Origin of the sequence: Clostridium sp. 7_2_43FAA (assembly GCF_000158375.2) — a bacterium.
In the GTDB taxonomy this organism is placed as follows: Bacteria; Bacillota; Clostridia; order Clostridiales; family Clostridiaceae; genus Clostridium; species Clostridium tertium.
The window spans coordinates 860090-886655 of record NZ_JH815222.1 but is presented as its reverse complement, the minus strand read 5'-3'; the positions used below and the strand labels follow the sequence as shown (position 1 = coordinate 886655).

The 26566-nt window shown below is 26.9% G+C and carries 27 protein-coding genes, 1 pseudogene and 1 riboswitch; of the genes and pseudogenes, 5 read left to right on the top strand and 23 right to left on the bottom strand.

The annotated features are described in order from the left end of the window. Positions 1-31: 31 nt before the first annotated feature. Both CSBG_RS05750 and metA read right to left on the bottom strand, forming a co-directional pair. Positions 32-553 carry a hypothetical protein gene (locus tag CSBG_RS05750; protein ID WP_008677860.1) on the bottom strand — a complete coding sequence of 174 codons (522 nt, stop codon included), beginning with the start codon at positions 551-553 and terminating at the stop codon, positions 32-34. Positions 554-677: 124 nt separating this feature from the next. Further along, positions 678-1595, bottom strand: a complete 918-nt coding sequence (metA, locus tag CSBG_RS05745) for a homoserine O-succinyltransferase (protein WP_008677859.1) — start codon at positions 1593-1595, stop codon at positions 678-680. 133 nt (positions 1596-1728) lie between these two features. Further along, positions 1729-1830: riboswitch (purine riboswitch) on the top strand. A 42-nt stretch (positions 1831-1872) separates the two neighbouring features. Between metA and ade the strand changes: the two genes are divergently transcribed. Then, entirely contained in the window at positions 1873-3609 is a 1737-nt protein-coding gene (gene ade / locus CSBG_RS05740) for an adenine deaminase (protein WP_008677858.1), read from the top strand. 76 nt (positions 3610-3685) lie between these two features. Here ade and CSBG_RS05735 read toward each other — a convergent pair whose 3' ends face one another. Both CSBG_RS05735 and CSBG_RS05730 read right to left on the bottom strand, forming a co-directional pair. Next, positions 3686-4030: a DUF4362 domain-containing protein gene (locus CSBG_RS05735; RefSeq protein WP_008677857.1), complete on the bottom strand. Its 345-nt coding sequence runs from the start codon at positions 4028-4030 to the stop codon at positions 3686-3688. Positions 4031-4122: 92 nt separating this feature from the next. Then, a complete protein-coding gene (locus tag CSBG_RS05730) occupies positions 4123-4998 on the bottom strand; it encodes a LysR family transcriptional regulator (RefSeq protein ID WP_008677856.1) in 876 nt (291 codons plus the stop codon). A 120-nt stretch (positions 4999-5118) separates the two neighbouring features. Between CSBG_RS05730 and CSBG_RS05725 the strand changes: the two genes are divergently transcribed. Continuing rightward, entirely contained in the window at positions 5119-5700 is a 582-nt protein-coding gene (locus CSBG_RS05725; RefSeq protein WP_008677853.1) for a chromate transporter, read from the top strand. Continuing rightward, a complete protein-coding gene (locus CSBG_RS05720) occupies positions 5693-6256 on the top strand; it encodes a chromate transporter (protein ID WP_008677851.1) in 564 nt (187 codons plus the stop codon). Before CSBG_RS05725 ends, CSBG_RS05720 begins: the two co-directional genes overlap by 8 nt. A gap of 103 nt (positions 6257-6359) precedes the next feature. Here the strand turns inward: CSBG_RS05720 and CSBG_RS05715 are convergent, their stop codons facing one another. The 10 genes from CSBG_RS05715 to CSBG_RS05675 form a co-directional block, all read right to left on the bottom strand. Beyond that, complete coding sequence (locus tag CSBG_RS05715; RefSeq protein WP_008677849.1) at positions 6360-7268, bottom strand: helix-turn-helix domain-containing protein; 909 nt, start codon at positions 7266-7268, stop codon at positions 6360-6362. A 232-nt stretch (positions 7269-7500) separates the two neighbouring features. Next, positions 7501-8739: an NAD(P)-dependent oxidoreductase gene (locus CSBG_RS05710; RefSeq protein ID WP_111928634.1), complete on the bottom strand. Its 1239-nt coding sequence runs from the start codon at positions 8737-8739 to the stop codon at positions 7501-7503. A gap of 36 nt (positions 8740-8775) precedes the next feature. After that, positions 8776-9984 (bottom strand): [FeFe] hydrogenase H-cluster maturation GTPase HydF, encoded by a 1209-nt coding sequence (gene hydF / locus CSBG_RS05705; RefSeq protein ID WP_008677846.1) that lies wholly within the window; start codon positions 9982-9984, stop codon positions 8776-8778. Positions 9985-9996: 12 nt separating this feature from the next. Continuing rightward, entirely contained in the window at positions 9997-11373 is a 1377-nt protein-coding gene (gene hydG / locus CSBG_RS05700; RefSeq protein ID WP_008677843.1) for a [FeFe] hydrogenase H-cluster radical SAM maturase HydG, read from the bottom strand. A 25-nt stretch (positions 11374-11398) separates the two neighbouring features. Beyond that, positions 11399-12526 carry a [FeFe] hydrogenase H-cluster radical SAM maturase HydE gene (hydE, locus tag CSBG_RS05695; protein WP_008677841.1) on the bottom strand — a complete coding sequence of 376 codons (1128 nt, stop codon included), beginning with the start codon at positions 12524-12526 and terminating at the stop codon, positions 11399-11401. An 81-nt stretch (positions 12527-12607) separates the two neighbouring features. Continuing rightward, on the bottom strand, positions 12608-12853 hold the full coding sequence (locus CSBG_RS05690; RefSeq protein ID WP_008677839.1) for a TM1266 family iron-only hydrogenase system putative regulator: 246 nt from the start codon (positions 12851-12853) through the stop codon (positions 12608-12610). Positions 12854-13398: 545 nt separating this feature from the next. Next, positions 13399-13782 carry an NUDIX domain-containing protein gene (locus CSBG_RS05685; protein WP_008677836.1) on the bottom strand — a complete coding sequence of 128 codons (384 nt, stop codon included), beginning with the start codon at positions 13780-13782 and terminating at the stop codon, positions 13399-13401. Positions 13783-13928: 146 nt separating this feature from the next. Beyond that, complete coding sequence (locus tag CSBG_RS05680) at positions 13929-14702, bottom strand: YdcF family protein (protein ID WP_008677833.1); 774 nt, start codon at positions 14700-14702, stop codon at positions 13929-13931. A 331-nt stretch (positions 14703-15033) separates the two neighbouring features. Further along, positions 15034-15171, bottom strand: a complete 138-nt coding sequence (locus CSBG_RS18485) for a clostri-philic family protein (protein WP_008677831.1) — start codon at positions 15169-15171, stop codon at positions 15034-15036. 73 nt (positions 15172-15244) lie between these two features. Then, entirely contained in the window at positions 15245-15661 is a 417-nt protein-coding gene (locus tag CSBG_RS05675; protein ID WP_008677829.1) for a DUF3785 family protein, read from the bottom strand. A 163-nt stretch (positions 15662-15824) separates the two neighbouring features. Here CSBG_RS05675 and CSBG_RS05670 point away from each other — a divergent pair, with 163 nt between their 5' ends. Further along, on the top strand, positions 15825-17141 hold the full coding sequence (locus CSBG_RS05670; protein ID WP_008677828.1) for an MATE family efflux transporter: 1317 nt from the start codon (positions 15825-15827) through the stop codon (positions 17139-17141). A 57-nt stretch (positions 17142-17198) separates the two neighbouring features. Here CSBG_RS05670 and CSBG_RS05665 read toward each other — a convergent pair whose 3' ends face one another. Continuing rightward, complete coding sequence (locus CSBG_RS05665) at positions 17199-18956, bottom strand: helicase-related protein (protein WP_008677827.1); 1758 nt, start codon at positions 18954-18956, stop codon at positions 17199-17201. 326 nt (positions 18957-19282) lie between these two features. Between CSBG_RS05665 and CSBG_RS05660 the strand changes: the two genes are divergently transcribed. Continuing rightward, complete coding sequence (locus CSBG_RS05660; protein WP_008677826.1) at positions 19283-19837, top strand: hypothetical protein; 555 nt, start codon at positions 19283-19285, stop codon at positions 19835-19837. Between the two features lie 59 nt (positions 19838-19896). Here the strand turns inward: CSBG_RS05660 and CSBG_RS05655 are convergent, their stop codons facing one another. The 8 genes and pseudogenes from CSBG_RS05655 to CSBG_RS05620 form a co-directional block, all read right to left on the bottom strand. Then, complete coding sequence (locus tag CSBG_RS05655; protein ID WP_008677825.1) at positions 19897-20796, bottom strand: patatin-like phospholipase family protein; 900 nt, start codon at positions 20794-20796, stop codon at positions 19897-19899. A 222-nt stretch (positions 20797-21018) separates the two neighbouring features. Beyond that, the gene (rplT, locus tag CSBG_RS05650; protein ID WP_008677824.1) at positions 21019-21375 is read right to left on the bottom strand and encodes a 50S ribosomal protein L20; all 357 of its coding nucleotides are present in this window, start codon (positions 21373-21375) and stop codon (positions 21019-21021) included. 26 nt (positions 21376-21401) lie between these two features. Further along, positions 21402-21599, bottom strand: a complete 198-nt coding sequence (rpmI, locus tag CSBG_RS05645) for a 50S ribosomal protein L35 (protein ID WP_008677823.1) — start codon at positions 21597-21599, stop codon at positions 21402-21404. Between the two features lie 20 nt (positions 21600-21619). After that, the gene (gene infC / locus CSBG_RS05640; protein ID WP_035285074.1) at positions 21620-22132 is read right to left on the bottom strand and encodes a translation initiation factor IF-3; all 513 of its coding nucleotides are present in this window, start codon (positions 22130-22132) and stop codon (positions 21620-21622) included. Positions 22133-22486: 354 nt separating this feature from the next. Further along, positions 22487-22801, bottom strand: coding sequence for a rhodanese-like domain-containing protein (locus CSBG_RS05635; protein WP_008677821.1), 315 nt, complete (start codon positions 22799-22801; stop codon positions 22487-22489). A gap of 162 nt (positions 22802-22963) precedes the next feature. Next, positions 22964-24265: a homoserine dehydrogenase gene (locus tag CSBG_RS05630; protein WP_008677818.1), complete on the bottom strand. Its 1302-nt coding sequence runs from the start codon at positions 24263-24265 to the stop codon at positions 22964-22966. A 145-nt stretch (positions 24266-24410) separates the two neighbouring features. After that, a complete protein-coding gene (locus CSBG_RS05625; RefSeq protein ID WP_008677816.1) occupies positions 24411-25775 on the bottom strand; it encodes a PTS transporter subunit EIIC in 1365 nt (454 codons plus the stop codon). Between the two features lie 301 nt (positions 25776-26076). After that, a pseudogene (locus tag CSBG_RS05620) lies at positions 26077-26566 on the bottom strand (ABC transporter permease); the annotation flags it as partial.

The following is a 26566-nucleotide window of genomic DNA, read 5'->3' as shown; positions in this document are numbered from 1 at the left end:
TATGCTTAAAAAGCATAATAGCTTTATTATTTTACAAACTATAGAGTTTTCCTAAATCTAAGTTTATATCTCCAGTTTTAAATACAATGGACGAATCTATTGAGTATATATTTTTATAGAATAAAATAATACTTTCTAAGGATTTCTGAACAGCAGAATATAAATCTAATGAATTCTCTTCTTCATCAATTTTACCTTTGCTTACTAAATTAATGAATTTTACATTTCTTGCTGTTGTAAGAGCCTCTAAAATTAAAATAACATTTATATAATTAATATTTACAAGATCGGTTATTTCATATTTATCCTCTCTCTTTAACTCATATAAATTATATATTACCTTAGGTTCTATAGATTTTAATAGTAATTTTAAGTGCTCTATATTTCCATCAAATCTTATTACTGTTACATCTTTTTCTATATCGTTTATAATAGGAATTTCTTCGTTCTTCCTAAGTATTAAATAAACTTCTATATTATTTAATATAAGATATTTTACAAAATATATTAGAAAGTTATCTGAAGATCCAAATATAATTGCCCTATCTTTCATAAAATCCTCCGTATATATGCCTTTCTAAAATCATTATATTATTTTGTATAAAAAAAGTGCCTTTATGAATTAACATGCACTTAACTCATAAAAGCAAAACTTATTTTATATTTAGTAACAATAATTACTTTATATTTTCTAATTTAAATGGAGTATTTTGATATACACAATAATTTAACCAATTACTAAAAACTATGTTTGCACTTCCTCTCCATCTTACGGTAGGAATTTCTTTTACATCATCTTTTGGAAAATAATTTTTGGGAATCTCTATTTTAATTCCTTTATTGTAATCTCTTAAATACTCATTCTTTAATGTATCTCTATCATATTCTAAATGACCAGTAATAAATATTTGTCTTTTATCTTTTGTCGCAATTATGAATACACCAGCTTCTTCTGACTCTGCTAATATTTCTAATTCTTTAACCTTATTTATATCTTTCTTTAATGTAGTAGTATGCCTTGAATGTGGTGCATAAAAAATATCGTCTAACCCTCTTGTTAAATCCTCATTAATCTTATTCACCTCGTGAGAAAATACTCCAAATATTTTCTTTTCTAAAGGCTTTTTATTTATATTGTAGTGATAATATAGTGCTGCTTGAGCTCCCCAACATATGTGTAATGTAGAAAAAACATTTACTTTGCTCCACTCCATTATTTCTTTTAGTTCATTCCAATATGATACATCCTCAAATTCCATAGTTTCAACAGGTGCCCCAGTTATTATTAACCCATCAAACTTTTTGTCTTTTACTTCCTCAAAATAATTATAAAACTTTTCTAAATGCTCTATTGGTGTATTTTGAGAAGTATATGTTTTGGTTTGTATCAATGTTATTTCTACTTGAATTGGAGTATTAGATAAATATCTAAGCAATTGATTTTCAGCCTGAATCTTTATTGGCATTAAATTTAAAATTGCTATTTTTAAAGGTCTTATATCTTGTGTTTCTGCTCTTTCAATATTCATTACAAATATATTTTCATTAGATAGAACATTGTATGCTGGAAGCTGTACTGGAATTTTTATTGGCAAATATACCCCCTCCTTATAAAAATATTAAATCATAAAATACAATAGTTTAAAAGTTCATTAGTTCTTTATTTATAGATAAATAATTTTATATTATTATACATATTTCCCTTTGACAGCTTGTCTTGTATTGCATATAATATATAAAAATAACCTTCCTATAAGCTTGATAATATGGTTCTGGCGTCTCTACTATACTACCGTAAATAGTATAACTAAGAAGTTATAATCCAGATGATGTTGTTTATTATTATATTTAAATATACTCAGAGGTGGATTTATGAATAAAAAAGATTTTATATCTCAAATTAAGGCTTCAAGTAAAGCCGAAATATGTGACTTAGTTATTAATAATATAACTATTGTTGACGTATTTCAAAACAGTTCTTTTATAGATAATGTAGCTATTAAAAACGGAGTCATTGTTGGTTTTGGTAATTATAACGGGACAGTAGAAATTAATGGTACTGGTAAATTTATTTGTCCTAGCCTTATAGATGCCCATGCTCATATTGAATCTTCACTGGTAACTCCAAAAGAATACTATAAAGCTGCATTATTACATGGAATCACATCTATAGTTATTGACCCTCATGAAATTGCTAATGTACTAGGAGATAAAGGTATTAAACTTATCATGGACCTTGCTAAAGATACACCATTTGATTTTTACTTCATGCTTCCTTCGTGCGTTCCGGCTACTTCTTTTGAAACTTCTGGAGCTGTATTAGGAAGTGCAGATTTACACCCATTATATAAAGAGCCTAATGTGTTAGGACTTGCAGAAGTTATGAGTTTTCCTGAAGTTATAAATTGTTCTGATGATATGATTAATAAACTTTGGGATGCAAAATCAAATGGTTTCATAATTGATGGTCATTGTGCAGGCTTTACAAATGATATGCTTAATGTTTATTCAACAGCCAATATAGTTGCTGATCATGAATCGCATTTAGCTGAAGAAGTTGTTCAACGACTACGAAGAGGCATGTATGTTCACATTAGAGAAGGATCTGTTGCAAAAAACCTAAAGGAATTAATAAAAGCTGCTTCGATTTCTAATAGTAGAAGACTTTGTTTTTGCACAGATGATAAGCATATTGATGATTTAATAAAAAACGGAAGTATTGACAGTTCTATAAAAATGGCTATTTCTTATGGTCTATCCCCTGAAACAGCTATTCAAATGTGTACATTAAATCCTTCAGAATGCTATAACCTAAAATACAAAGGAGCCATTGCGCCAGGATATATAGCTGACTTTTTAATACTAGATGATTTATCTAATTTCAAAATTAATTCAGTTTATAAAAATGGAACATTAGTAGTAGAAGAAAATAGAGTAGTATATAATACATCTGATACACAATATGAATTCCCTAAATTAAACAACATCAATACAAGAAAAATTACTTGCAAAGATTTAGAAATAGATATAGACGGAAAATCAATACTTAATGTAATTGAAATTAATCCAAATAAACTTGAAAGTAATCATATAAAAGTTGATATAAGCACTTTAAATAATGCAAAAGTCTTTCAAGCAGATACAAGTTTAGATTTATTAAAGATAGCTGTAATTGAAAGACATAAAAATACTGGTAATATTGGTCTTGGAGTAATAAAAGGACTCAATTTGAAATTTGGAGCAATTGCTACAACTGTTGCTCATGATTCTCATAATTTAATAACATGTGGAACATCTGATGAAGAAATATTATTTGCAGTGGAAGAACTAAAAAAAATAAATGGTGGAATTATAGTTGTTAAAGATAAAAAGGTATTAGCATCAATTCAACTAGAAATTGCAGGATTAATAACCTCAAGAAAATCGCAAGAAGTTGTTGATGATCTTGAAAAACTTCACTTAGCTATTAAAGAAGTTGCTCCAGATATCAACTTCAACCCATTTTTAACTCTATCCTTCTTATCACTCCCAGTTATTCCAGAACTAAAAATAACTGATAAAGGATTATTTGATGTAAGTAAATTTAAATTTATAGATAATGCTTATTAATATTTTTTAAAATTGTAAATAATAAATTACAAAAATAGTCTATAGACTTTTTTGAAGGACAAGTCTATAGACTATTTTAACTTCTATAAGAAAACATCTTTCTTATAAATTCTTCATCTTGATATAAATTATATGCTATCATTTCTCCTTGAGCTTCTTTTAAATATCTATTTCCCGTATATTCGTTATAACTTTTTAAACTAGTTTTAGTTGAATCATCAATTAATTTTATAAAATTTCCATTATAAATTATAGTTCTAAATATAGGTTCTCCTTCTATTGTAAAAATAATAAGTTTAATAGCATCAGGTCTTTTTAACGTAACATTATCAAAAAAATCGCATATTCGCACTTTATTATCAATTTTTCCTATAGAATCTATTATTGCATCAATACTATATTTTTCTTCTCTCCATATCATATTAAATATATAAATCACTCCAAACTAAAATATCCACTTAATATATATTTATCATATGAAGAAAGATTCATTATGCACCTATATTTAATTAACTAAACTATATTTTTTATTATATTTATTAATTCTTTAAAACTATTAGTTTGTACTTTTCCTTTATAAAAAACAATATGATTTATATTAGATAAATTAAGCTCATTAACTTTAGTTTCAACAAGGTTTCCTAAATTAATTTCATTTTCAACTAATACCCTAGGTAATACTGTTATCCCTAAATTTTCTTTTGCAGCTTCTATTAAAACTTGAGAATTAACACTTGTCCAACTAGGATTTACTCTTATATCATGTAATAGCATGGCACTATCAAAAATATCTCTAATAGAACTTCCCTTTTCTCTTAATAGTAACTTTTCTTTTACTAACTCACTTAACGTTATAGACTTTTCTTTTGCAAATTTATGTTTATTAGAACAAGCTACTACTAATTCATAATAAGAAAAAGGTATTCTTTCAAGTTCTTCATTATAAACAACTCCCTCTATTAACCCTAAATCAATTTCATTCTTACATAGCATATTTTCAATACTTCTAGCATTATCGACTATAATTTTTGTTGGAGTAGATTTACAAACGCCTTGAAATTTCCCTATTATAGTAGGCAAAATAAAATTTGCAATAGTTATACAAGATCCTATCTTAATAACAGCATTATCTTCTAATTCTTTAATATTTTTATCTAAATCATCATATAAGTCTAATAGCTTTGTAACCTTTATAAGAAATAATTTACCTGTCTCATTTAAATAAACTTTTCTTGAAATTCTATCAAATAAAGATACTCCTAAATAATCCTCTAACTCACTTATAGCATGGGAAACTGCTGGCTGTGTCATAAATAACTTTTCAGATGCTTTAGTGACACTTTCCTCTTCACATACTGTTTTAAAAATACGTAAATGCCTAATCTTCATTTTCCCCTCCTAATTCATTACTAAATGTTTATATATTATATAAAATTATACTATTATACTTATCCTATGTCCATGCTATATACTTATAAGCATAAGAGTAAATCATAAGGAGTGCATGGCATGAAAATTAAAAGTTTTAAGCTATATTTTTCACTTTTTAAGGTGACATTTTTAGTAAGTTGCTTTAGTTTTGGTGGAGGATATGTAATTATTCCCTTATTAAGAAAATATTTAGTTGAAGATATGAAGCTGATAAATAATGAGGAACTACTAGATATGGCAGCAATAGCTCAATCGAATCCAGGTGCTATTGCTGTTAATTTATCTTCATTAATAGGCTATAATCTTTTAGGTATAAAAGGAGCTATTATAACATGTATAGGTACAGTTTTACCTCCTTTATTAATATTATCTGTTATATCTTTCTTCTACGAAGCATTCAGAAGTAATATGATTATTTCTGCAGTTCTTAAAGGAATGGAAGCCGGTGTTGCAGCTACAATTGTAGACCTAGTTATTGATATGAGTGGAGATGTGTTTAAAGAAAAAAATTTATTATTATCCCTTTTAGTTCCTTTATCATTTATCGCTAGCTTCTTCTTTAATATAAATGTATTAGCTATTATTATTTTGGGAGTAATAGTTAGCCTTACTCAAGTATATGTTAAGAAGAAAAAGTTAGGAGGAATTAGAAATGATTAATATCCTTATTACTTTATTTTTAAGCTTTTGGCAAATAGGTTCTTTTAGCATTGGTGGTGGCTATGCTATAATGCCTCTAATTCAAGATCAAATGGTAAATAAATATGGTTGGCTTACTATTCAAGAATTTACTGATATTATTACTATATCTCAAATGACACCAGGCCCATTATCAATTAATGCTTCAACTTTTGTTGGCCTAAGAGTAGCAGGAATTATTGGAGCAATAATAGCTACCTTTGCCTGCGTAATTACTGGCGTAATTATTTCTATTTTCTTATTTAACTTTTTTAAAAAACATAATGATATTGAAGAAATTGCAAATATTTTAAAAGGCCTACGTTCAACTTCCATAGGTCTTATTGCATCATCTGCTTCTTCTATAATTTTAATTGCATTTTTAGGAAGAACTACTCTAAGTGGAAATCTAGATAATATTAATATAATTGCTGTTATTGTCTTTTCTATTTCATTATTTTTACTTAGAAAATATAAATTTAATCCATTAACAATTATAGCATTAACAGGATTTTTAGGCTTATTTATCTACATGTAAATATTATAAATAATCATAAAAAGGAACCTTAACAAGATATTTTAATACTTATTATGGTTCCTTTTTAATTTTAAAATTATTTCTATTAATAAACTTTATTTAATCAATTTATTTTACTATTCATATATAAAATATAAAGGAAAGTAGCTTCCTTAAAGTTACGTATATCAAATCCTGTTTCTTTTTTAATCTTTTCAATTCTATACATTAGTGTATTTCTATGAATATATAAATTTTTAGCAGCTTTTGTTAATGATAAATCACATTTCAATATCTCCTCTAAAGTTTGTATTAATTCATGATTAAAGCCTTTAAATATATCCTTATACTCTTCTTTTAACTCATTTGAATATTCACTTGATAAATTGAATATGGCTTTTTCTAAATACATATCTTTAAGATAGTATATTTCAGGCTTAATTTTAAATTTTCTACCTATCTCAAGGGCTTGTACAGCTCCATTATAAGCCTTTTTAAATCCATCAAAAGTATAATCTAAATCACTTATACTTATTTTTGCATTTACCCCCAAATCTTGTATTACTGTTTCTTTTAATGAAAAAGCATGATCTTTCTCATCTTCTAAATTTCCTATAACTATTATTCTGTCATATATCTCTCCAACATATATATCATTATCTATATATGTATCTCTAACTATTTCTAAAACTTCATCTTCCTTATTGGTTTCTATTAATAACATTTTATTTGATTTTGTTATTAAGGATTCATTTAAAACATCCCATTGTTTTCTTCCTTCTAATAATTCCTGTATTATATTTTCCCTTTTTATACATTTATTTAATACATATTCAACTATAGGTATTATTTTAATATCATCTTGCTCTAGTATAATTTTATATGCTTTACTATTTACAGATATTTTTCTCATAACCTTAGATTCTGTTGCAGGTAAATTGTCATATATTTCATTATTATTAACATCTAACAATCTTATTTTTAGATTAGCTTCTTTACATACTTCATTTAATAATTCTACCATTGCTCCCATAAAATCCTCCGCCTCACTTTTAAATCCTTTTCATAACTATATTATATATTAAAATTCAGAGAATTAAATATTTTCTTTTCTTTTATAACAATAATTTAACTATATTTATAACATAAAATTAAGTAGCTCTTAAATATTGAAGTATTAGAAAATTTATATTGTAAATGGTTCTTTAATATTTACAAAAAATTAGAGATTATATCTCTATAACCTCTAATCTAACTTTCCATATCTATTGTCTATTTTTTAATATATACTTTTCTATTTCCTCTGCAACTATCTTAGCATGTGATGCTGCCCTAACTACAGTTTTAGCTCCAGTAACTACATCTCCTGATGCAAAAACTCCATCTCTTGTTGTATGTCCAACTTCATCAGTTAACAAAAGTCCCCACTTGTTTGTTTCAAGCCCTATTGTGTTTGAAACAATATTATTTTTAGGCGATTGACTTACAGCAATTATTATTGAGTCACATTCAAATAATCCTTCTTTACCTTCAATAGTTACAGTACTTATTCTTCCATCCTCGCTTATGACATTTTCTGTTTCTATATATTTTACTCCATCTTCTGTTAATTCTAAAGGAGACTTAAATAATTCAAATTTAATACCATCTGAAATTGCTCCTTCTAATTCAGCTTTTGTAGCAGGTACATTTTCCATACCTTTTCTATATAGTATATATACTTCATTAGCTCCATTTCTCTTTGCTGTTCTTGCTGCATCCATTGCAACATCTCCAGCTCCAATTACACATACTTTATTTCCTAAATTATAAACATTAGGTGATTTTAAATAGTCAATTGCATAATGAACATTACCTAAACTTTCACCCTTTATATCTAAAGTTTTAGGGTTCCATACTCCAGTACCTATAAATATAGCTTTATATCCATCATAAAAAAGCTTGTCTAAAGTTAATACAGGTCCAACTAATGTATTTGGTCTTATTTTAACCCCTAGTTCAATTAATCTCTCTTCATAATGATCTATAATACTCTTTGGCAATCTAAATTCTGGAATACCATATCTTAATACTCCACCAATTTTATCATGTGAGTCAAATATAGTTACTTTATATCCCTTTTGTGCTAATATAAATGCAATTGTTATACCAGCAGGTCCGCCTCCAACTATTGCTACTCTTTCATCTAAATCATTTTCTTTTTCAAGTCTTATATTCTCTAAATAGTATTTTGATATGTGTCTTTCAATATCACAAAAACTTACTGGTTCATCCTTAATTCCCCTTATACAGTTCCCCTTACATTGATCCTCATGAGGACAAACTATAGAACATACTAAAGATAAGGGGTTATTCTTAAATAGTATTTCTCCTGCTTTTGCTATTTGTCCCTCTTTAAATAGTCCTATTATTTCCGGTACAGGTGTATCTATTGGACAATTTACTTGGCATCTTGGATTTTTACACATATAACATCTATTTGCTTCTATAACTAACTCTTTCATGATCATATCCCCTTTTTCCTTTGTTAATTTTAACTTTTAAATTATATCACCTTTTTTAGTATTAAATAAAGATAAACTTCTTTCCAATATACCATTTAAATATGCTAATACAATGCCATAATTAGTTATTGGAACATTTTTTTCTTTACATTGCTTTACTCTATTAATCACAGTTTTTCTATTTATCATACATGCTCCACAATGAATAATCAAATCATATTTATCTATATCTTCAGGGAAGTCATGGAAAATACTATGATCATATGTTAAATCAGCCCCAACATATTTATTTAAAAGTTTAGGAATCTTAACTCTCCCAATATCCTCATGTGAAACATTGTGAGTGCAGCTTTCTGCAATTAAAACTCTTGAGTCTTTATTTAAATCTTTAATCTTTAAGGCTCCTTTTATAAACTCTTCAAAGTCTCCCTTTTGTCTTGCAAATAACATTGAAAAACTTGTAAGCTTTATATTTTTAGGAACAATTCTATCTACCTCTTTAAATGCTTGAGAATCTGTTATTACTAAATCTACACCTTCTAATTCTTCAAGTGCACTTTCAAGCTCTGTATCTCTAACAACGTAGCTCTTAATTCCATGATCTAAGCAATCTCTTATACATTGTACTTGAGGTAAAATTATTCTTCCTTTAGGTGCTTCTGAATCTATTGGTACAACCAATATAACCTTACTATTATAAGGAAGTAAATCTCCTACTATTGGTAGTTCTTCCTCTTCTTCTTTTAAAATTTCTATAAGCTTTTCTTTTAATAATTCAATTCCTTCCCCTGTATTTGAAGATAAAAATATTGAATCCTTAAATTTAATTTGTAATTCTTCTAAAATATTTTCATTAACACTATCAGATTTATTTATAACAACTACATAAGGTATATTATATTTTTTAAAATTCCTTTTAGCTTCTTTAAATTCTTCTAAATCAATGTCATTTATATCAAAAAGATAAATTGCAACATCTGTTCTTTTAAGTATATCTAAAGTTCTTTTAACCCTTACTTCTCCAAGCTCACTTTTATCACCAAATCCAGCTGTATCTATAATTAAAACTGGTCCAACGGGTATAAGCTCCATTGCTTTTTGAACTGGATCTGTAGTTGTTCCTTCTTTTTCAGATACAAGTGAAACTTCTTGTCCTAAAAATCTATTTATTAAAGATGACTTTCCTGCATTAGTCTTTCCAAAAACAGCTATATGCTTTCTATTAGCATTTGGTGTTGAATTCATACAGTTATCCTCCTATAGATATAAATCTCTTTCTCCAGCTCTAAGTCTCTCTAAGTTTTTATCTAAAAGCTCTTTAATATCATCTCTCTTTATTCTTTTTCTTTCAGTCTTTATAACAGTTTCTGCCTTTTCTAATATTTCCTTATCACCATAATCTATTGCAAATTCTAAAAGAGTAGTCATTGCATTAGGTTCACATACATTTTGAATTTCACCACTCTTTGCAAGCTTCATAAATCTTTCTCCAGTTCTTCCTCTTCTATAACATGCTGTACAATAGCTTGGTATATATCCATCATCTAAAACTGATTTTATTACTTCTAATGGAGTTCTATCATCTGATGTTTTAAATTGAAGAGCTTCTTTTCCTTCTTCTCTTTCCTTATATCCTCCAACTCCAGTACTTGAACCTGCACTGATTTGAGAAACACCATATCTTAATAACTCTCTTCTCATTTCTGCTGTTTCTCTTGTTGACATTATAATACCTGTAAATGGTACTGCTATTCTTATAATTGCAACTAACTTTTTAAACATTTCGTCATCAACTAAATTAGGAAACTCTTGTAGAGTTACTCCTGAAGCTGGTTTTAACCTTGGCATTGAAATTGTATGGAATCCAACTCCATATTTTTCTTCTAAGTGTCTATTATGCATCATAAGTCCTATTACTTCAAACTTAGGATCAGAAAGTCCAAATAAAACTCCAGCACCAACATCATCTATTCCAGCTTCCATAGCTCTATCAAATGCAGTTAAATGATAATTATAATCTCCCTTTAATGACTTTGGATGCATTTTATCATAGCTTGGTTTATAGTATGTTTCTTGGAATAATATATAAGTACCTATTTTAGCTTCTTTTAATCTTTTATATTCTTCTACAGTTGTTGCAGCAATATTAACATTAACTCTTCTTATTTCTCCATTATCATTTTGAGTTTTATAAATAGTATCTAAACATTCTAATACATAATCTATTGGAGCATTAACTGGATCTTCTCCAAGCTCTAATGCAAGTCTCTTATGTCCCATTTTTTCTAGTATTCTAACTTCTTCAGCTACTTCTCGCATACTTAGCTTTCTTCTTCCAAAGCTATTGCTTCTTTTATATCCACAATAAACGCAATTATTCACGCAATAATCACTAACATATAATGGCGCAAAAATTACTACTCTTTTACCATAAATTGAATCTTTAATTTCCCCTGCTAATTTGTATATTTCTTTTAAATCTTCCTTATCTTCTACTTGAAGAAGAACTGCTATATCTTCATAAGATAATCCATCTCTTTTTTTAGCCTTTTCTAAAACAGCCTTTATATCCTTACTTGTGGCTCCTTTGGCTTCTTCTAAAATTCTTTCAATATACTCATGATCAATAAACATATAAAACACCCCTATAATCTATAAATTATTTATTCAATTTAATTATTTGTATATTTTCTGATTGGATTCTCTTATCAATAACCTCAGTAAATTTATGAGCATTTTCTTTTCTCCATGCCATATTATCTCCTCTTGTTACCTCAACCTTAAATCCAGCTTTATTTATCCTCCCCTCTATACAATTTCTACATTCTGCCGCCTCATCTCCAGTACATATTTTTCCATCATAAAGTGAATACTTTTCTCTGACACTTGTTGGAGAGAGATTTGGCATAACTACATTTCCTCCTGCTTTAATTCCCTTTTCTCTTCCTGTAGGATCAATACTTCCAAGAGCTGTAGTAGAAGGTAATAATACATTTGGTAGTAATAATCTTATTAAAGCTAACATTGTAGTAGTTTTCTCAACAGTTCCTGCCTTTTCATTCTTTAGTGGGGTATCTTTATGCGGTATAAATGGCCCAATTCCACACATATGTGGTTCTAGCTCCTTAACAAATAATAAATCATTAACTAAATCCTTATTTGTTTGTTTTGGAAGCTCAACCATAAAACCTGCCCCTATTTGATATCCTATTTCCTTTAAATTTCTTAAACATTGCCTTCTTTCTTCAAAGCTAGCTCCTGGATGAAGTTTTTCATATAGCTCTTTAGTAGCTGTTTCATGCCTTAATAAATACCTATCTGCTCCTGCTTCATACATTTTTTTATATGAATCATAACTTCTTTCACCTAAAGACAATGTTATAGCATTGTTTGGATATTTACTTTTTATCATTTTTATTATTTCTACCATTCTTTCATCGGTAAAATAATCATCTTCTCCACCTTGAAGTACATAAGTCTTATATCCAAGCCTATCTCCAATGTCCACGCATTCCATAATATCTTCCATTGTAAGTCTATATCTATCAGCATCTTTATTACTTCTTCTTATGCCGCAATATATACAATCTTTTTTACAAAAGTTTGTAAACTCAATAAGTCCCCTCATATAAACTTTATCTCCATAAGTTTTCATTCTAGTTTCATGTGCTTTTTGAACTAGATAAATCTTATCATCTTCATTTAAGTTATCTAATAAAAATAATAACTCCTCTCCACTAGCATTGTTAGACTCATAAAGCTTGTCTATAATACTTTTAACCTGCATATACAATCCTCCAAATGATATTTATAACATTATTTGCAATAAATTTATGTTTAGCTATGTACTTGTAAATTATTTTTCTTATTACATCTCTTTTTTACTAATTGCTGTTTTTACTGTTACTCCTTCAATATTGCCTAACTTTCCTGTTAAGCTATTAATTTCATTTAAATCACCTGTAACAACTATAGATATAATTGATATGCCATCTTCTAATGGTATTCCCATCCTTCCCTTAATATTTCCTCTGAAACTTGCAACAACCTCATTAAATTCAGAATTACACTTACTTGGCTCCTCTAAAATTGCACTTATTACACCAATCTTCATATCTTATCCCCCATTTTTTTATGATTCTGTAAAATTATCATCTCAAATTGACATTAATTTATTTTTCCATATATATCTTTACATTATCAATCACTATACTTTTTTAAGATTGAGATACTTAAACATTGTATAATCATATTTTTATATTTTCTTAAATATTAAAAAGAGCCTATTTTCTTAAATTCAAAGAAAATAGGCTTCTTATATTAATAATAAAAATTACAGTAATTAAAAGCATTACAAAATTAACTAAGTTTACAACTTAATTTTATAATTTTTATTATTAATATACTATTTACTATTCTCTTTCAAATCAGATTTCTCTTTTTTGTTAGATAATAACTAATTATTTTAAATGAATATTTAAACATATGAATAAAGATTTTCTCTAAACAAATGAATTAATACTCACCTTTCTATTTATATGATAATTATTTAACTTTATGATGTCAATAGCTCTAATTTTTATATAATACTAAAGTTACAATTTTCTTTATATTAATAAAGAGCTATGTTAATTAACATAGCTCACTTCTCTAATAATTCTATCTATTAATATACATTAAAATTTTTTCTTTTTCTCCTTGTGCTAAATCACATTCATCAATTTCCTTTGCACTTAACCATTTACCATCAACTATATCATTTCCATATGTTACTCTTTCTTTAAGTTCTCCTTTATAAACAGCACATATTTCATCACGTTCTTTATTTAACACTTCACCTATTCTTTCTAAGTTAAATATTATAGATTTTAAATCTTCTTTTACAGCTCGTGAAATACATTTTTCTTCTGATTCTTTTCCTCTTACTTTTTTACCAACACTATACCAAAATTTTGGTTCATTTTTTTTAGTCTTTCTTTGAACAATAAATACATTGTTAAAATCATCTTTAATTATTATTGAGCATTCTACAACTTTAGCCATTAACATTTCCCCCTTAAGCCTAACTCTTTATGTTTTATTAATATTTGATTAAAGGTGATATAAAAATTAATCAAAGAATCTTATTAATATTCTACCTCTACTATTCTACAAAAACTGAAATTTACCTCTAGAAATTTTTACAAAATTTATTTTTTTATATCTATCAAGTATGACTTTATTACAGCTAAAAATTCCCTAGAATACATAACAGGAATTAAAGCTGGAAGGGTACTATTTGTATAGAAGGTTATATTCCTATATCCTAGCTTTTTGGCTATCATGTTACTTCTAAATGCATGAAAATCTGATGTTATTATCTTTATATTTATATCTCCTATATCACTTTTTGTATAACTTTCTATTATTGCTTTTGAAAATATTAAATTTTCATTTGTACTTGTAGACTTATTTTCCATTATTATTAATTCTTCTTTTATACCATTATTCACCAAGTATTTTTTCATTGCCTGTGCTTCTGATATATCTTCGCCTCTCCCTTGTCCCCCAGAAACTATTATTTTAGATTCTTTTTCTTGATTATTAACATACTCAATAGTTTTATCTAATCTTTGCATCAATGTAAGGCTAGGCTTTTCTCCTTTAACCCCAGCTCCAAGAACTATAACGTAATCTGAATAATTTTTATTATTTTTAGGGAATATAATTATTGCACTTTCTACTATTATAAAAATCAATAATATTATTGCTATAAAACACTTTATAACATTAAACATTCCTTCAATACTTTTTTTATTATTAATAAATTCTTTCATTTTTTCTTTTATGAAGTGATAAATAATTAAAGTAATTCCAATTCCTAAAAATACTTCACTAAAACTGATCTTCCCAAAGATTAAATTTATACTTATAGAATATATAACTATTAATATTCCTATTATTAAATCCATTTTCTTAATCATAATTTTCTCCCTTCAATCATTTTTAATTAAACATCATCTTATAAAAATACTTTTAATTATACTTTTTACCTCTAACTAATAACCTAGTATTATTCAACTATATATTATCATATTTACCACATCTTATTCCCATTAAACTTCCAATTTAAATTTAATTTTAAGTATTTTATAATTTACTAATACGCTGCTTACATAATATCAGTATAAACTTATATATACACTTAATAACTGGAGTAAAGAAATTATAGAAAGTTATCTACATAATAAATTTTTATAATTCCTAGAAAACAAAAAGATAGGTAAAATTAATCTTACCTATCTTAAAACCGAACTATTTTATTGGCTTACCATTGAAATCTGTATATTCAGCTCTATTTTCATCATTACCTACATTATCTTGATTTTTATGTAACTTTTGTCTTCTTGTACCTTTTTGCAAAGGATTTATATCTTTTTCATTCTTTGTCATATAAAACACATCCTTTCAAAAGTATTTTATACCCTAAATAAAATTTAATACATCAAATATTATACTTTATATATTAAAGTTCAAATTCTTCTATTTCTATAGAATATGTTCCACAATTTTTACAAACTATAACTGTAACTAAGTAACTTTTATCAACTATTCTTTCTCTATTTAATCTAGTGAAAGATTTTTTGTCGTATTCATTATCGATACTACTTGTAATAAATTTATTATTTTTTCCATACGCATAAAAATAGAACTCTAAAAAGTCAAAAACCTTCTTTTTTTCTTCCTTTCCAGCTTTGCAATTACTACAACAACTTTCATAATATGCATTTTGAAACTCTACTTCATCACTATTTGAAAGTAACTCTAATATTTTTTCACCATCAATACCTTCTAATTCCTCATTTTCATCATTAGCAAAGTATTCTAAATTATCTTCTCCTAAGATATATTCTTTTTCATCAAATTTAAATTTATATTCCATTTGTATCTTCCTTTCAAATCTAAAACTTTTATTTTACCTATCTAAGTTATTCTAAGACTAATTCTAATTAAATACTAGTAATTTGTAATATTATTTAATTAAAGATATAATCTTTATGTTAGTTTATATATTATATCACAATTAGATAACAAAGGAGAGTCGAATGGATAGCAATCTATCTTTAAAAAAACAATTTTTTAAATATTTAGTCCCCTCAGTTACCGCAATGTGGATATTTTCATTATATACAATGATAGATGGTATTTTTGTTAGTAGAGGTGTTGGAGAAACTGCTCTTGCAGCAGTAAATATAGCAATGCCTTTTGTAAACTTTATATTTGCAATATCTATGTTATTTTCAACTGGAGCTTCTACTATAATTTCTATTTATATTGGAAAAAATAACATAAAAAAAGCTAATGAAATTTTTTCATTTAATTTATTTTGTATGTTAACTATATCACTACTAATAACTTTATTATGCTTATTAAATATAGATAGAATATCATTATTTCTTGGAGCTACTGAAAATACTTTTTATCTAGTAAAAGATTATTTAAAAATAATTATAAGTTTTAATGGATTTTTCATCATTTCCTATTGCTTAGAAGTATTAACAAAAGCTGATGGATATCCTTATCTTGCAATAGTAGGTATGATTATTTCTGCCCTTACTAATATAATTCTAGATTTTCTATTTGTTATTGTCTTAGATTTTGGGATTAAGGGTGCTGCTTATGCAACTATTATTTCTCAAGGAGTATCTTTTATATTCTTTTTATCACATTTTATGAGTAAAAAATCTAAACTCACTTTAACTAAATTTGAGTTCAAAGTAAAATACTTAAAAAGAATATTATCTATTGGATTTCCAGATGCAATAACAGAGCTTACTTCTGGAATTGTTATACTTCTTTTTAATCAAACTATATTGATATATATAGGAGAAAGCGGTATCGTTACATATAGCATAATTTGTTATGTAGGTACTTTAGTAATAATGACTATGATAGCAATAACTCAAGGAATGCAACCATTATGTAGTTATTATTATGGAAAAGAAGAATTTAAAACAATAAAAAAGTTAATAAAAATGGGCCTAAAAGCTGTTTCTATATCATCAATTGCAATATTTATAATTTGTATAGTTTTTGCTAAAGAAATTGTTTATATATTTATAAAAGATTCCTCATCACCTTTATTTACATATTCAATTTCAGCCTTTCGTTTATTTTCTAGTTCTTTTTTAGTTCTTGGATTTAATGTATTAGTTTCTGGATATTTTGCTTCTATAGAAGAAGCTTTTAAAGCAACTATAATATCTATATCTAGAGGACTTATTTTTATTTCTTTAGCTTTATTTTCGTTATCATTTTATTTTGGTGATACTGGAATATGGATTGCTACTTTAATTTCAGAATTGATTTGTCTTTTATTATCTTCATATTTATTATTAAAGAGAAATAAGATAGTAACCTAATTTTAAAAATAAAAAGAAGATAGTTGAATTTTAATTTTTCACCTATCTTCTTTTCTCTTAAATTCTTATCAATATTTCATTAATATCTTCACTTACCTTAAGTCTTTCATCATGAATCCATTTAAAATCAAATTCCAAATTAAACACTTTACAAAATGAATAATACATATTTATCCTTTGGTAATAGCATTCGAGTTCATCTAAGTTTCCCTTAAAACATTGAGGTCTACTTATTACTTTATTCTTCAGTACAAATAATTCCTCAACATAATCTAAGAATGTATTCATAAGCTCATCTTTTGATATATCAAATGGTATTTTTAATAACTCCCATTGTATTTTTTCTTTTAATTTATATTTTTTAATACTATCTAATATAATTAAATATTCATTTATATCCATTTTTCTATAATAATCTATTGAGTCTTCCCTTGTTGCCCATAAAGCCAATTTTTCATTTAATGGCAGATTTTTAATATTTAAAATAGCATCTGATGGACCTAAAACTGCTGCCTTTATTATTTTATCTTTCTCTTCAAGCTTTTCTTTTATAAACTTTTGATTATCTCTTACAGTAGCAACATAACCAACTTCATAAATTCCTTTTCTTCCTGCTCTACCAGCAACTTGCTTTACTTCTTGTGAAGTAAGATATCTAATTTCCTCACCATCAAATTTTTGTATATCTAAGAATACTATTCTTTTTATAGGTAAATTCACGCCCATTCCTATAGCATCTGTTGTTATAAGAACTTTATTTTCTTTATTAATAAACATATCATATTGTTTTCTTCTTACTTCTGGAGGTAAATCTCCATAGATTATACTAGCTTTTATTCCCATATCAGAATACTGCTCTGCTATTTGTAATACTTTCTTCTTAGAAAATACTACTATTGCATCTCCTTCTTCTGCATAGTTATAATTAAAATTACTTTCTTGGACTTCTAATGGAATACTCCTCTTATATTCTTTAAATTCATAATCATCATTACAATCTTCTATTATCTTTTCTACTACTCTTTTTGCATTTAATGCACCACAAATATGAATTTCATTGCATCTAAGTCCAAGCAAAGCTCTTGTCCAAGCAGCCCCTCTTTGTGAATCGTCTATCATTTGAATTTCATCTATTATGGCTATATCATATTCTTTTTTTAAATCTGCCTTTTCTATTGTACAAGATGTATGCGTAGCCCCTTCTTTTAATATTTCTTCCTCTCCAGTTAGCAAATTGCATATAACTCCACTATTATTTAATTTTTCATAGTTCTCTAATGCAAGAATTCTAAGAGGAGATAAATAAACTCCATTTTTTGCTACTTTTAATCTTTCCATTGCTGTATAAGTTTTCCCAGTATTTGTTTCACCTAAATGTATATATATCTTTCTATTAATATTTCTTGCTAATCTATATTCATCTTTAGGGTTATCTGGAAAGTTTTCTTCAAATTCCTTAGAAATTAACTTAGGAATATGCTGCCTTGTTAATACAGACATGAATCCTGAATTTATGAAGCTATTATAATTCCCTCTTATTACTTGATAAAAGTCAAAATCTGTATTATTCTTTTTATTGTAATCATCTAATAATCTTTTAGATATATACTCTAAAAGTTCCTCATATCTTTCATTTATACTTGAAAAATCCTTAAAGCCTTCATTTTCCATATCCTTAAGTTGTCTTATCTTTTTTCTTAAAGAAGATTCTTGTTCAATTAAAGCACCTACTTTTGAGTTATGTGCTATTTCCTCTATTTGATTAATTTGTGATTTTAGCTTCTTAAACTCTCTTTGCATTGCATTCTTTTTCAAATAATCACCTCTCGTATTAAATACCTATTGTAAAAATCCCATTTGTAAATTATAATAACTTATCCTTAAATATATTTCTAGTTTATATTATTTTACTAGAAATTATTTATATTTATCGTATCATAATTGCTATCTTTCAATTTTATTAACATTTTTTTAATTTCAAGTTTATTATTTATTAATAATTTTAATAAAATTTATATATTTTTAGGTTTTCTTAAGGATAAATTAAGTTTTATACTATATAATTTATTTAATGTATTTATTTTATGTTTTTATTTTACTTATTATTTTATATTTATTTATTCGGGGGATGATTTTACAAAATGAAAAATAAAGATATTTATTTAGTGTTTTCAAATACTGGAACACTACTTGCTAGATGTATTAATTTTTATACAAAAGATCCATATGTACATGTTTCCTTGAGCTTTGATAATTCATTTAAAAAAATGTATTCATTTGGAAGGGTTTTCCCTCTAATTCCTTTTATAGGAGGCTTAGTTGAAGAAAACTTACAGGATGGTGTTTATAAAAGATTTCAAAATAGTAGATGTGTTATTTATAAAATTAGTGTAGATAATAACCAATATAATCTATTAAAAAAAGAATTAGAGAGCTTCTTAAAAGAACAAAAAAAATATAAATATAGTTTATTAGGATTAATAGGTGTTGCTCTTCAAAAACCTATTAAAAGAGATAATCATTATTTTTGTTCTGAATTCATATCACATCTTCTAATTAAAAGTAATATTTATGACTCTGATAAAATTCCTGGTCTTACAAAACCAAGTGATTTATTAGATATAAACCATAAAGAATTTGTATATGAAGGACTAGCATATGAATACCATAGTAAATATCCAAATTTAATGTACTAAAAAAACTGAGAGTTATAATCTCAGTTTTTTTAGTTATCACTTATATTAATATTATCATCTTAATTAGATTTACATAGGCTTTTTAGAAAACTATATAGTTTAAATAGCTTTGGAAAATTTTTCTCCTCTTCTATTTTACTCTTAAACTCCGCCATTTCCATTATAGGCTCCAAAAGTGCAATCGTATTTTCATATCCTTCTTTTATTCTATTTCTTTTTGCTGCTTCATCTAAATTTAAAGTTCCATTTATAACACTTTCATTTAAATTTCTTGGATATATTTCTATAATTTTTGCATTTGGATATAATGATCTATCAATTCTTGCTTCCCTTGACAATAACACAACAATTATAATATCACATCCTTCCCCATATACGGGCTGTATAGGCGTATTATCACTTATACCTCCATCTATATATTTACATCCAAACAACTCACTTGGCTCATATATTAGAGGTAACGATGCTGATGCTATCACAATTTCTTTTCCTATTTCATCATTAAAATCATTTATTTTAAAATATTTAACTTTAAAATCTGCTAATTCAGTACAGGCTGCGTAACAAATCTTGCCGTTCTTTTTCATTAAGCTTATATCTAAATACTTATTCACTATTTCTTTAGCTCCATCTTTTGAAACTGCACCTTCTTCTATCTTTTGACTCATATACTTTTTTGCTATATTTAGATTTTTTCCACCAAGTATAAGCCCGATCCCTTTTTTAAATAATTCAAATTTACTAATAGGAATAAGCTTATCTATAGTTACTTCCTCCCATAGTGCTTCTGCATCTTTCATATTATTTTGTGCAAACAATACTGCATTAAAAGCTCCAATTGATGTACCAGAAAATACTTCTATGTACTTATCAATTTTAAGTTCCTTTAATGCCTTCCAAACCCCAAGTTCATATGCTCCTTTTCCTCCTCCTCCAGACAATACCAACCCCATTTTCATTTTGATCCCCTCTTTTTAAAAACTTTGTAAATCTTATAATTATTATATAACTAATCTTCAATTTTTGTTAATTATACTTTCTCATTTGATTTTATAATGCAAATTTACTTTTATATAATTACTAATTTTTCTATTTTGATTTATTTAAATTTATAAAGATCTATACTATAATAAAAAAACAACCTCAAAATTTTCATTTTAAGGTGTTTTTAATAGTATAAACTACTTAATTGAGCTTTTTGCTAATTCTACTAAATCTGCAAATGCTTTTGGATCGTTTATAGCTATTTCTGATAACATCTTTCTGTTCATATCAATTCCAGCTAATTTAAGTCCGTTCATGAATCTTGAATATGAAAGTCCATTCATTCTTGAAGCAGCATTAATTCTTGCTATCCAAAGTCTTCTAAAATCTCTTTTCTTTAATCTTCTTCCAACATAAGCATTTCTTAAAGCTCTTATTACTGATTCATTAGCAGTTTTGAATAATCTGCTTTTTCCACCATAGTAACCTTTTGCAAGCTTTAATACTTTTTTATGATTCTTACGAGCATTTACCGCTCTTTTAACTCTAGCCATGTTTAATCCTCCTAAAAACCTCTATATTATAGGTATGGTAATAATTTCTTCATTGCTTTTTCTTGAGTAGTTGAAACATAAGAAGTTTTTCTTAAGTTTCTCTTTCTCTTAGAACTTTTCTTTGTTAATATATGACTCTTAAAAGCCTTAGCTCTTTTTAATTTCCCAGTTCCAGTTTTCTTAAATCTCTTTGCTGCACCTCTGTGGGTTTTCATTTTTGGCATGATACTTATCTCCTCTCAAGTTACGCTTTTTTAGGGCCTAAAACCATTGTCATATTTCTACCTTCATGCTTAGCAGGCTTTTCAACAACACAAACGTCTTCTAATTTAGAAACAAAGTTATCTAATATTTTTTGTCCAATATGGCCTAATTGTGCTTCTCTTCCTTTAAATCTAACAGTGATTTTAACTTTATCCCCGTCTAATAAAAACTTTTTAGCATTTTTAGCTTTTATTGCAATATCATTTTCTTCAATAGTAAGACTACATCTTATTTCTTTAAGAGTAGTTATCTTTTGCTTTTTCTTAGCTTCTTTTTCTTTCTTTGATTGCTCATAAATATACTTACCTAAATCCATTATTCTACATACTGGTGGATTAGCATTTGGAGAAATCATAACTAAATCTAATTCTTTCTCATCAGCAATTCTTTGAGCTTCTTTTGTTTGAAGTACACCTAATTGATTCCCTTCTGAATCAATCACTCTAACTTCCTTAACTCTTATATTTTCATTACAAGTAAAATCCTTACTTATACCAGGTCACCTCCAAAATTTTAAATATAAACACAACAAAAATAGAGGACATATTTTGCCGCCCTCTAGTACTTATAAAAAACTAGTTAAAATAACTAGCAATTATTACAAAACTATATTACCCTACTAAGCATAGCCGTAAGGTGAGAAACGGCAGTTTCTTCTTAAATATGTTATCATTTTATCATTCTTTTTTTATTGTGTCAATGCTTTTACATTATTAATTATTCACAATTACATTATATATTATACCATATAAGTATTCATTTTTATATAAGTATTTAATTTAAATGAAAATTTCTTATTGTTTTTTATGATAATATGTATGCTATCATTATTATTAATGCTATTATACTACTCTAATTCACCTGTATAATCTAAAATTCCACCTCTTAAATTATATAAATTACTAAATCCTTCTTCTTCTAATATAGAACAAGCAACGCTACTTCTCATCCCTACCTTGCAATAAACTAAAATAGCCTTTTCTTTATATTCTTCTATCTCCTCTAGTTCCCACTCTAATTCATCTAAAGGTATATTTATAGAGTTTGTTATTTTTGACTCTTTAACCTCATTCGGCCTTCTTACATCTAATATTAATAATTCTTTGTTATCTTTAATTAATTTTTGAGCTTGCTCATTATTAATTGATTTTATCTTACTCATATGTTTACCTCTTATTTTATTATTTTCTACTATTATAATCCTTAAATTATCTCTATACAACTTATTATGTAAAAGTAATTATTAACTATTTATAAATAAAAAAATAAAGGAGATTATAAAACATATTAGCTAATATATTTTCTCTCCTAAATTCTATAATTATTAATTAAACTCTTCTATTCTTATTAAATTATTAATCTTATACACAGAATTTAACTTGCATATACTATCTATAGATTCAATAATATTTTCTTCCTTAGTATAATGTGTAACTAAAACTAAAGTTACCTTATTTTCATTATCATTATCTATTCCTTTTTGTATAACTGAAAGTAAACTGACATTCATCCCACCAAAGACTGAAGTAATTTCACCAAGAACACCAGGTCTATCTTCCACTGTTAGTCTTATATAATATTTACTTGTTATATCTCTTATACTACCTATTTCTTTATCCCATAAATTATTTTTAACTACTGGATTTAGGTTATCTATATCAATATTACTTCTTAATATTGACACTATATCTGATACCACTGCACTTCCTGTTGGTAAGTCTCCAGCACCTCTACCATAAAACATTAAATCTCCTACAGCATTTCCTTTTATAAAAACTGCATTAAAAGAATCATAAACATTAGCTAATGGATGATTTTGTGGTATCATCGTTGGATGCACCCTTAGTTCAAGTCTTCCATCATTTTCTTTAACTATAGCCAATAATTTTATTACCTTTTTAAATTCTCTAGCGTATTGTATATCTATTGATTCAATCTTTGTTATTCCTTCCCTATATACATTTTCGACTTTTATTTTAGTTCCAAAAGCAAGAGAAGATAATATAGCTAATTTATATTGAGAATCAAACCCTTCAATATCTGAAGTTGGATCTGCTTCAGCATATCCCATTTCTTGAGCCTGATATAAAGCCTCATCAAAGCTTAAATTATCAAATTCCATCTTTGTTAATATATAATTAGTTGTTCCATTTATTACTCCATATAACTTTTCTACTTTATTAGCTGTTAAACTCTCATTTATCCCATTTATTATTGGAATTCCGCCTGCAACACTAGCTTCATAGTTAAACATAACACCTTCACTATCAGCTTTTTCAAAAAGTTCATCCTCACCAGTAGCTAAAAGCATTTTATTTGCAGTAACAATATGCTTTTTTCTTTTCATAGATTCTAGTATATATTCTCTAGCTGGTTCAATTCCTCCCATTACTTCTACTACAATTTTAATTGAATCATCATTAATAATTTCATTAAAGTCTGTTGTTAGAAGTTCTTTAGGTACATCTACATATCTATCTTTTTCCAAATCTCTAACTAATATTTTTGCTACATCTACTTCATAGCCTGATCTTTTCATAATTTCTTCTTTGTTTGAATTTAATATCATCCAAACTCCACGTCCAACATTGCCTAGCCCCATTAAAGCAATTTTGACTTTTTTCATCTTAATTCCTCCCTTATTTAATTTGCTTATTGCTAATATATCCATTATACTAATTAATCTATTTTTTTACTATTACTAGTTATAATTTTCAAGAAAAAAACTCATTCTACTTATATATTTAGAATGAGTTTAAGACTAAACTTATTTATTCATCTATAGGATCATCAAAACCTAATAATGCTGTAAAGAAATATCCCGCAACATAAGAAACTAATACTCCTATTAAGAATACTAGCATTTTCCCATCTGCTATTAATAACGCTAAAGGTAAACCTGAAACCCCTATTGCTACAGAACCAACTTTTAAAAATGCCATTACAGCCCCTCCAACTCCAGCGCCTAAGCACGCTCCTAAAAACGGCTTACCTAAAGGTAAAGTAACACCATAAATTAAAGGTTCTCCTATTCCTAGAAATCCTGGAATCAATCCATTTTGAGCTGTTTTCTTTAATCTTTGATTTTTAGTTTTAACCACTACAGCAATAGTTGCACCAACCTGTGCCATGCCAGCAGTTGCAAGTATAGGTAATAGCACTGTATATCCTGCATTTGCTATTAAGTCAGCATGTATAGGTGTTAATGCTTGATGCATTCCTGTCATAACTAATGGTAAGAATAATGCCCCTGAAACTGCTCCTGAAAGAACAGAAACTATAGTATTATCAGAAGAAATTGTTTGAGCTACTATGAACCCAATTCCATCTGAAATAAATCCACCTACTGGTTGTAAAATAAATAATGCCGCTAAAACAGATAATGTCAAAGTTATCAAAGGAGTTATAAATAAATCTAATACATCTGGAACAAATTTTCTACAAGCTTTTTCAATAAATACAGATAATAATACAACTAATATAACAGAAATAATTCCGCCTCTACCTGGAGTTAAAGCTTTTCCAAATAAAGTTATATTAGCTAAAGCCGAGGATGATAGTATTCCACCTAAGACTCCACCCATCATTGGCATTTGTGAACCAAATTCTTTAGCTGCATTTACTCCAACTAGTATAGATAATATTGAAAACACTCCGTTTCCTATTAATCCTATAATTTGACCTGCTGATGTCGCCTTATATGAATCTCCAAATTGAACATTGCATATATTATTTACAGCTAGAACAAGTCCACATGCCACGAATAAAGGAATCAAAGGAATAAATATATTTCCTAATTTTCTTAAAGCATTTTTTACAGGTGTATTATTTTTGCTCTTTAAATTAGCTTTTGTAGCTTTCACAGCCTCATCACCAATTAACATTGATATTCCAACAATTTTCCTTACTTCTTCCGCTACCTTAGATGCCTTTCCTGGTCCATATATGACCTGTACTTGTCCATTTGATATAACTGCCCCTAAAGCCCCTTCAGATTTCTTAATTTTTGCTATATCCACCATTTCAGTATCTTCAAGTTCTAATCTGCAACGTGTCATACAATTATTAACTGATTTTATATTGTCTTTTCCTCCAATTAATTCGATTAATTGCTTTGCAATCTCTTGATTTGTCATAAAAGACATCCTCCTTATAAATAATAATATAATTCCCAACTAAATAAAAAAATTATTTTTTCTCTATCTCTCCTCCTTATAAATTGTTTTCAAAACTATATCCTCTCTTTTTATTCTTATTAAATTATATGATTTGTAGATTTAATATATAATAAATAATCAAAATAACATTTTACTTATCTATAAAAAAATTGTTTTTTTATTTCATTAATATAGTAAGATTTATAATTATCCTAATTTGTTACATATATTATAAAAAAGAAAAAAGGTAAAAAGTTGTTAACTTTTTACCTTTAATATATTATCTCTTACCAGCATCAAATGGTTCTCCAGATGCCTTTGGCGCTTGTGATGATTTAGAGAATAAAACTAATGCTATTAAAGTTACCACATATGGGAAAATCTTTAATAATACACCTGGTATTGCTGCTAACGATGGTATCGCTTGAGATACGTTAGCTATTGTTGAAGCAAATCCAAAGAAGAATGTTGCTCCTAATATTCCAAGTGGTTTCCATTGTCCAAATATTAATGCTGCTAATGCTAGGAATCCAAGACCTGCAACATTTCCATTAAATTCTCCTGAGTATGTTACCAAAATTATAGCTCCACCTAAAGCTGATAATCCACCTGATACCATAACTCCTATATATCTCATTTTAAATACACTTACTCCAGCTGCTGCTGCCGCTTGCGGATGCTCACCACAAGCTCTTAATCTTAATCCAAAGCTTGTTTTATATAATAAGAATGCACTAACCAATAAAATTACTATTACAAGCCATGTTGTT

Excerpts from the sequence above, each read along its gene's own strand:
- hydF (WP_008677846.1), bottom strand. The coding sequence starts at position 9,984 with ATGAATTCAACACCAAATGCTAATAGAAAGCATATAGCTGTTTTTGGA.
- CSBG_RS05660 (WP_008677826.1), top strand. The coding sequence starts at position 19,283 with ATGAAAAATAAAGATATTTATTTAGTGTTTTCAAATACTGGAACACTA.
- CSBG_RS05630 (WP_008677818.1), bottom strand. The coding sequence starts at position 24,265 with ATGAAAAAAGTCAAAATTGCTTTAATGGGGCTAGGCAATGTTGGACGT.
- CSBG_RS05735 (WP_008677857.1), bottom strand. The coding sequence starts at position 4,030 with ATGATATGGAGAGAAGAAAAATATAGTATTGATGCAATAATAGATTCT.
- CSBG_RS05655 (WP_008677825.1), bottom strand. The coding sequence starts at position 20,796 with ATGAAAATGGGGTTGGTATTGTCTGGAGGAGGAGGAAAAGGAGCATAT.
- CSBG_RS05710 (WP_111928634.1), bottom strand. The coding sequence starts at position 8,739 with ATGAAAGAGTTAGTTATAGAAGCAAATAGATGTTATATGTGTAAAAAT.
- CSBG_RS05675 (WP_008677829.1), bottom strand. The coding sequence starts at position 15,661 with ATGGAATATAAATTTAAATTTGATGAAAAAGAATATATCTTAGGAGAA.
- hydG (WP_008677843.1), bottom strand. The coding sequence starts at position 11,373 with ATGTTTATTGATCATGAGTATATTGAAAGAATTTTAGAAGAAGCCAAA.
- CSBG_RS05725 (WP_008677853.1), top strand. The coding sequence starts at position 5,119 with ATGAAAATTAAAAGTTTTAAGCTATATTTTTCACTTTTTAAGGTGACA.
- CSBG_RS05625 (WP_008677816.1), bottom strand. The coding sequence starts at position 25,775 with ATGACAAATCAAGAGATTGCAAAGCAATTAATCGAATTAATTGGAGGA.
- CSBG_RS05635 (WP_008677821.1), bottom strand. The coding sequence starts at position 22,801 with ATGAGTAAGATAAAATCAATTAATAATGAGCAAGCTCAAAAATTAATT.
- CSBG_RS05680 (WP_008677833.1), bottom strand. The coding sequence starts at position 14,702 with ATGATTAAGAAAATGGATTTAATAATAGGAATATTAATAGTTATATAT.
- hydE (WP_008677841.1), bottom strand. The coding sequence starts at position 12,526 with ATGCAGGTTAAAAGTATTATAGACAAGCTTTATGAGTCTAACAATGCT.
- CSBG_RS18485 (WP_008677831.1), bottom strand. The coding sequence starts at position 15,171 with ATGACAAAGAATGAAAAAGATATAAATCCTTTGCAAAAAGGTACAAGA.
- CSBG_RS05670 (WP_008677828.1), top strand. The coding sequence starts at position 15,825 with ATGGATAGCAATCTATCTTTAAAAAAACAATTTTTTAAATATTTAGTC.
- CSBG_RS05690 (WP_008677839.1), bottom strand. The coding sequence starts at position 12,853 with ATGAAGATTGGTGTAATAAGTGCAATTTTAGAGGAGCCAAGTAAGTGT.
- CSBG_RS05750 (WP_008677860.1), bottom strand. The coding sequence starts at position 553 with ATGAAAGATAGGGCAATTATATTTGGATCTTCAGATAACTTTCTAATA.
- CSBG_RS05715 (WP_008677849.1), bottom strand. The coding sequence starts at position 7,268 with ATGGGAGCAATGGTAGAATTATTAAATGAAGTATGTAAAGAAGCTAAT.
- CSBG_RS05685 (WP_008677836.1), bottom strand. The coding sequence starts at position 13,782 with ATGGCTAAAGTTGTAGAATGCTCAATAATAATTAAAGATGATTTTAAC.
- ade (WP_008677858.1), top strand. The coding sequence starts at position 1,873 with ATGAATAAAAAAGATTTTATATCTCAAATTAAGGCTTCAAGTAAAGCC.
- CSBG_RS05720 (WP_008677851.1), top strand. The coding sequence starts at position 5,693 with ATGATTAATATCCTTATTACTTTATTTTTAAGCTTTTGGCAAATAGGT.
- CSBG_RS05730 (WP_008677856.1), bottom strand. The coding sequence starts at position 4,998 with ATGAAGATTAGGCATTTACGTATTTTTAAAACAGTATGTGAAGAGGAA.
- rplT (WP_008677824.1), bottom strand. The coding sequence starts at position 21,375 with ATGGCTAGAGTTAAAAGAGCGGTAAATGCTCGTAAGAATCATAAAAAA.
- rpmI (WP_008677823.1), bottom strand. The coding sequence starts at position 21,599 with ATGCCAAAAATGAAAACCCACAGAGGTGCAGCAAAGAGATTTAAGAAA.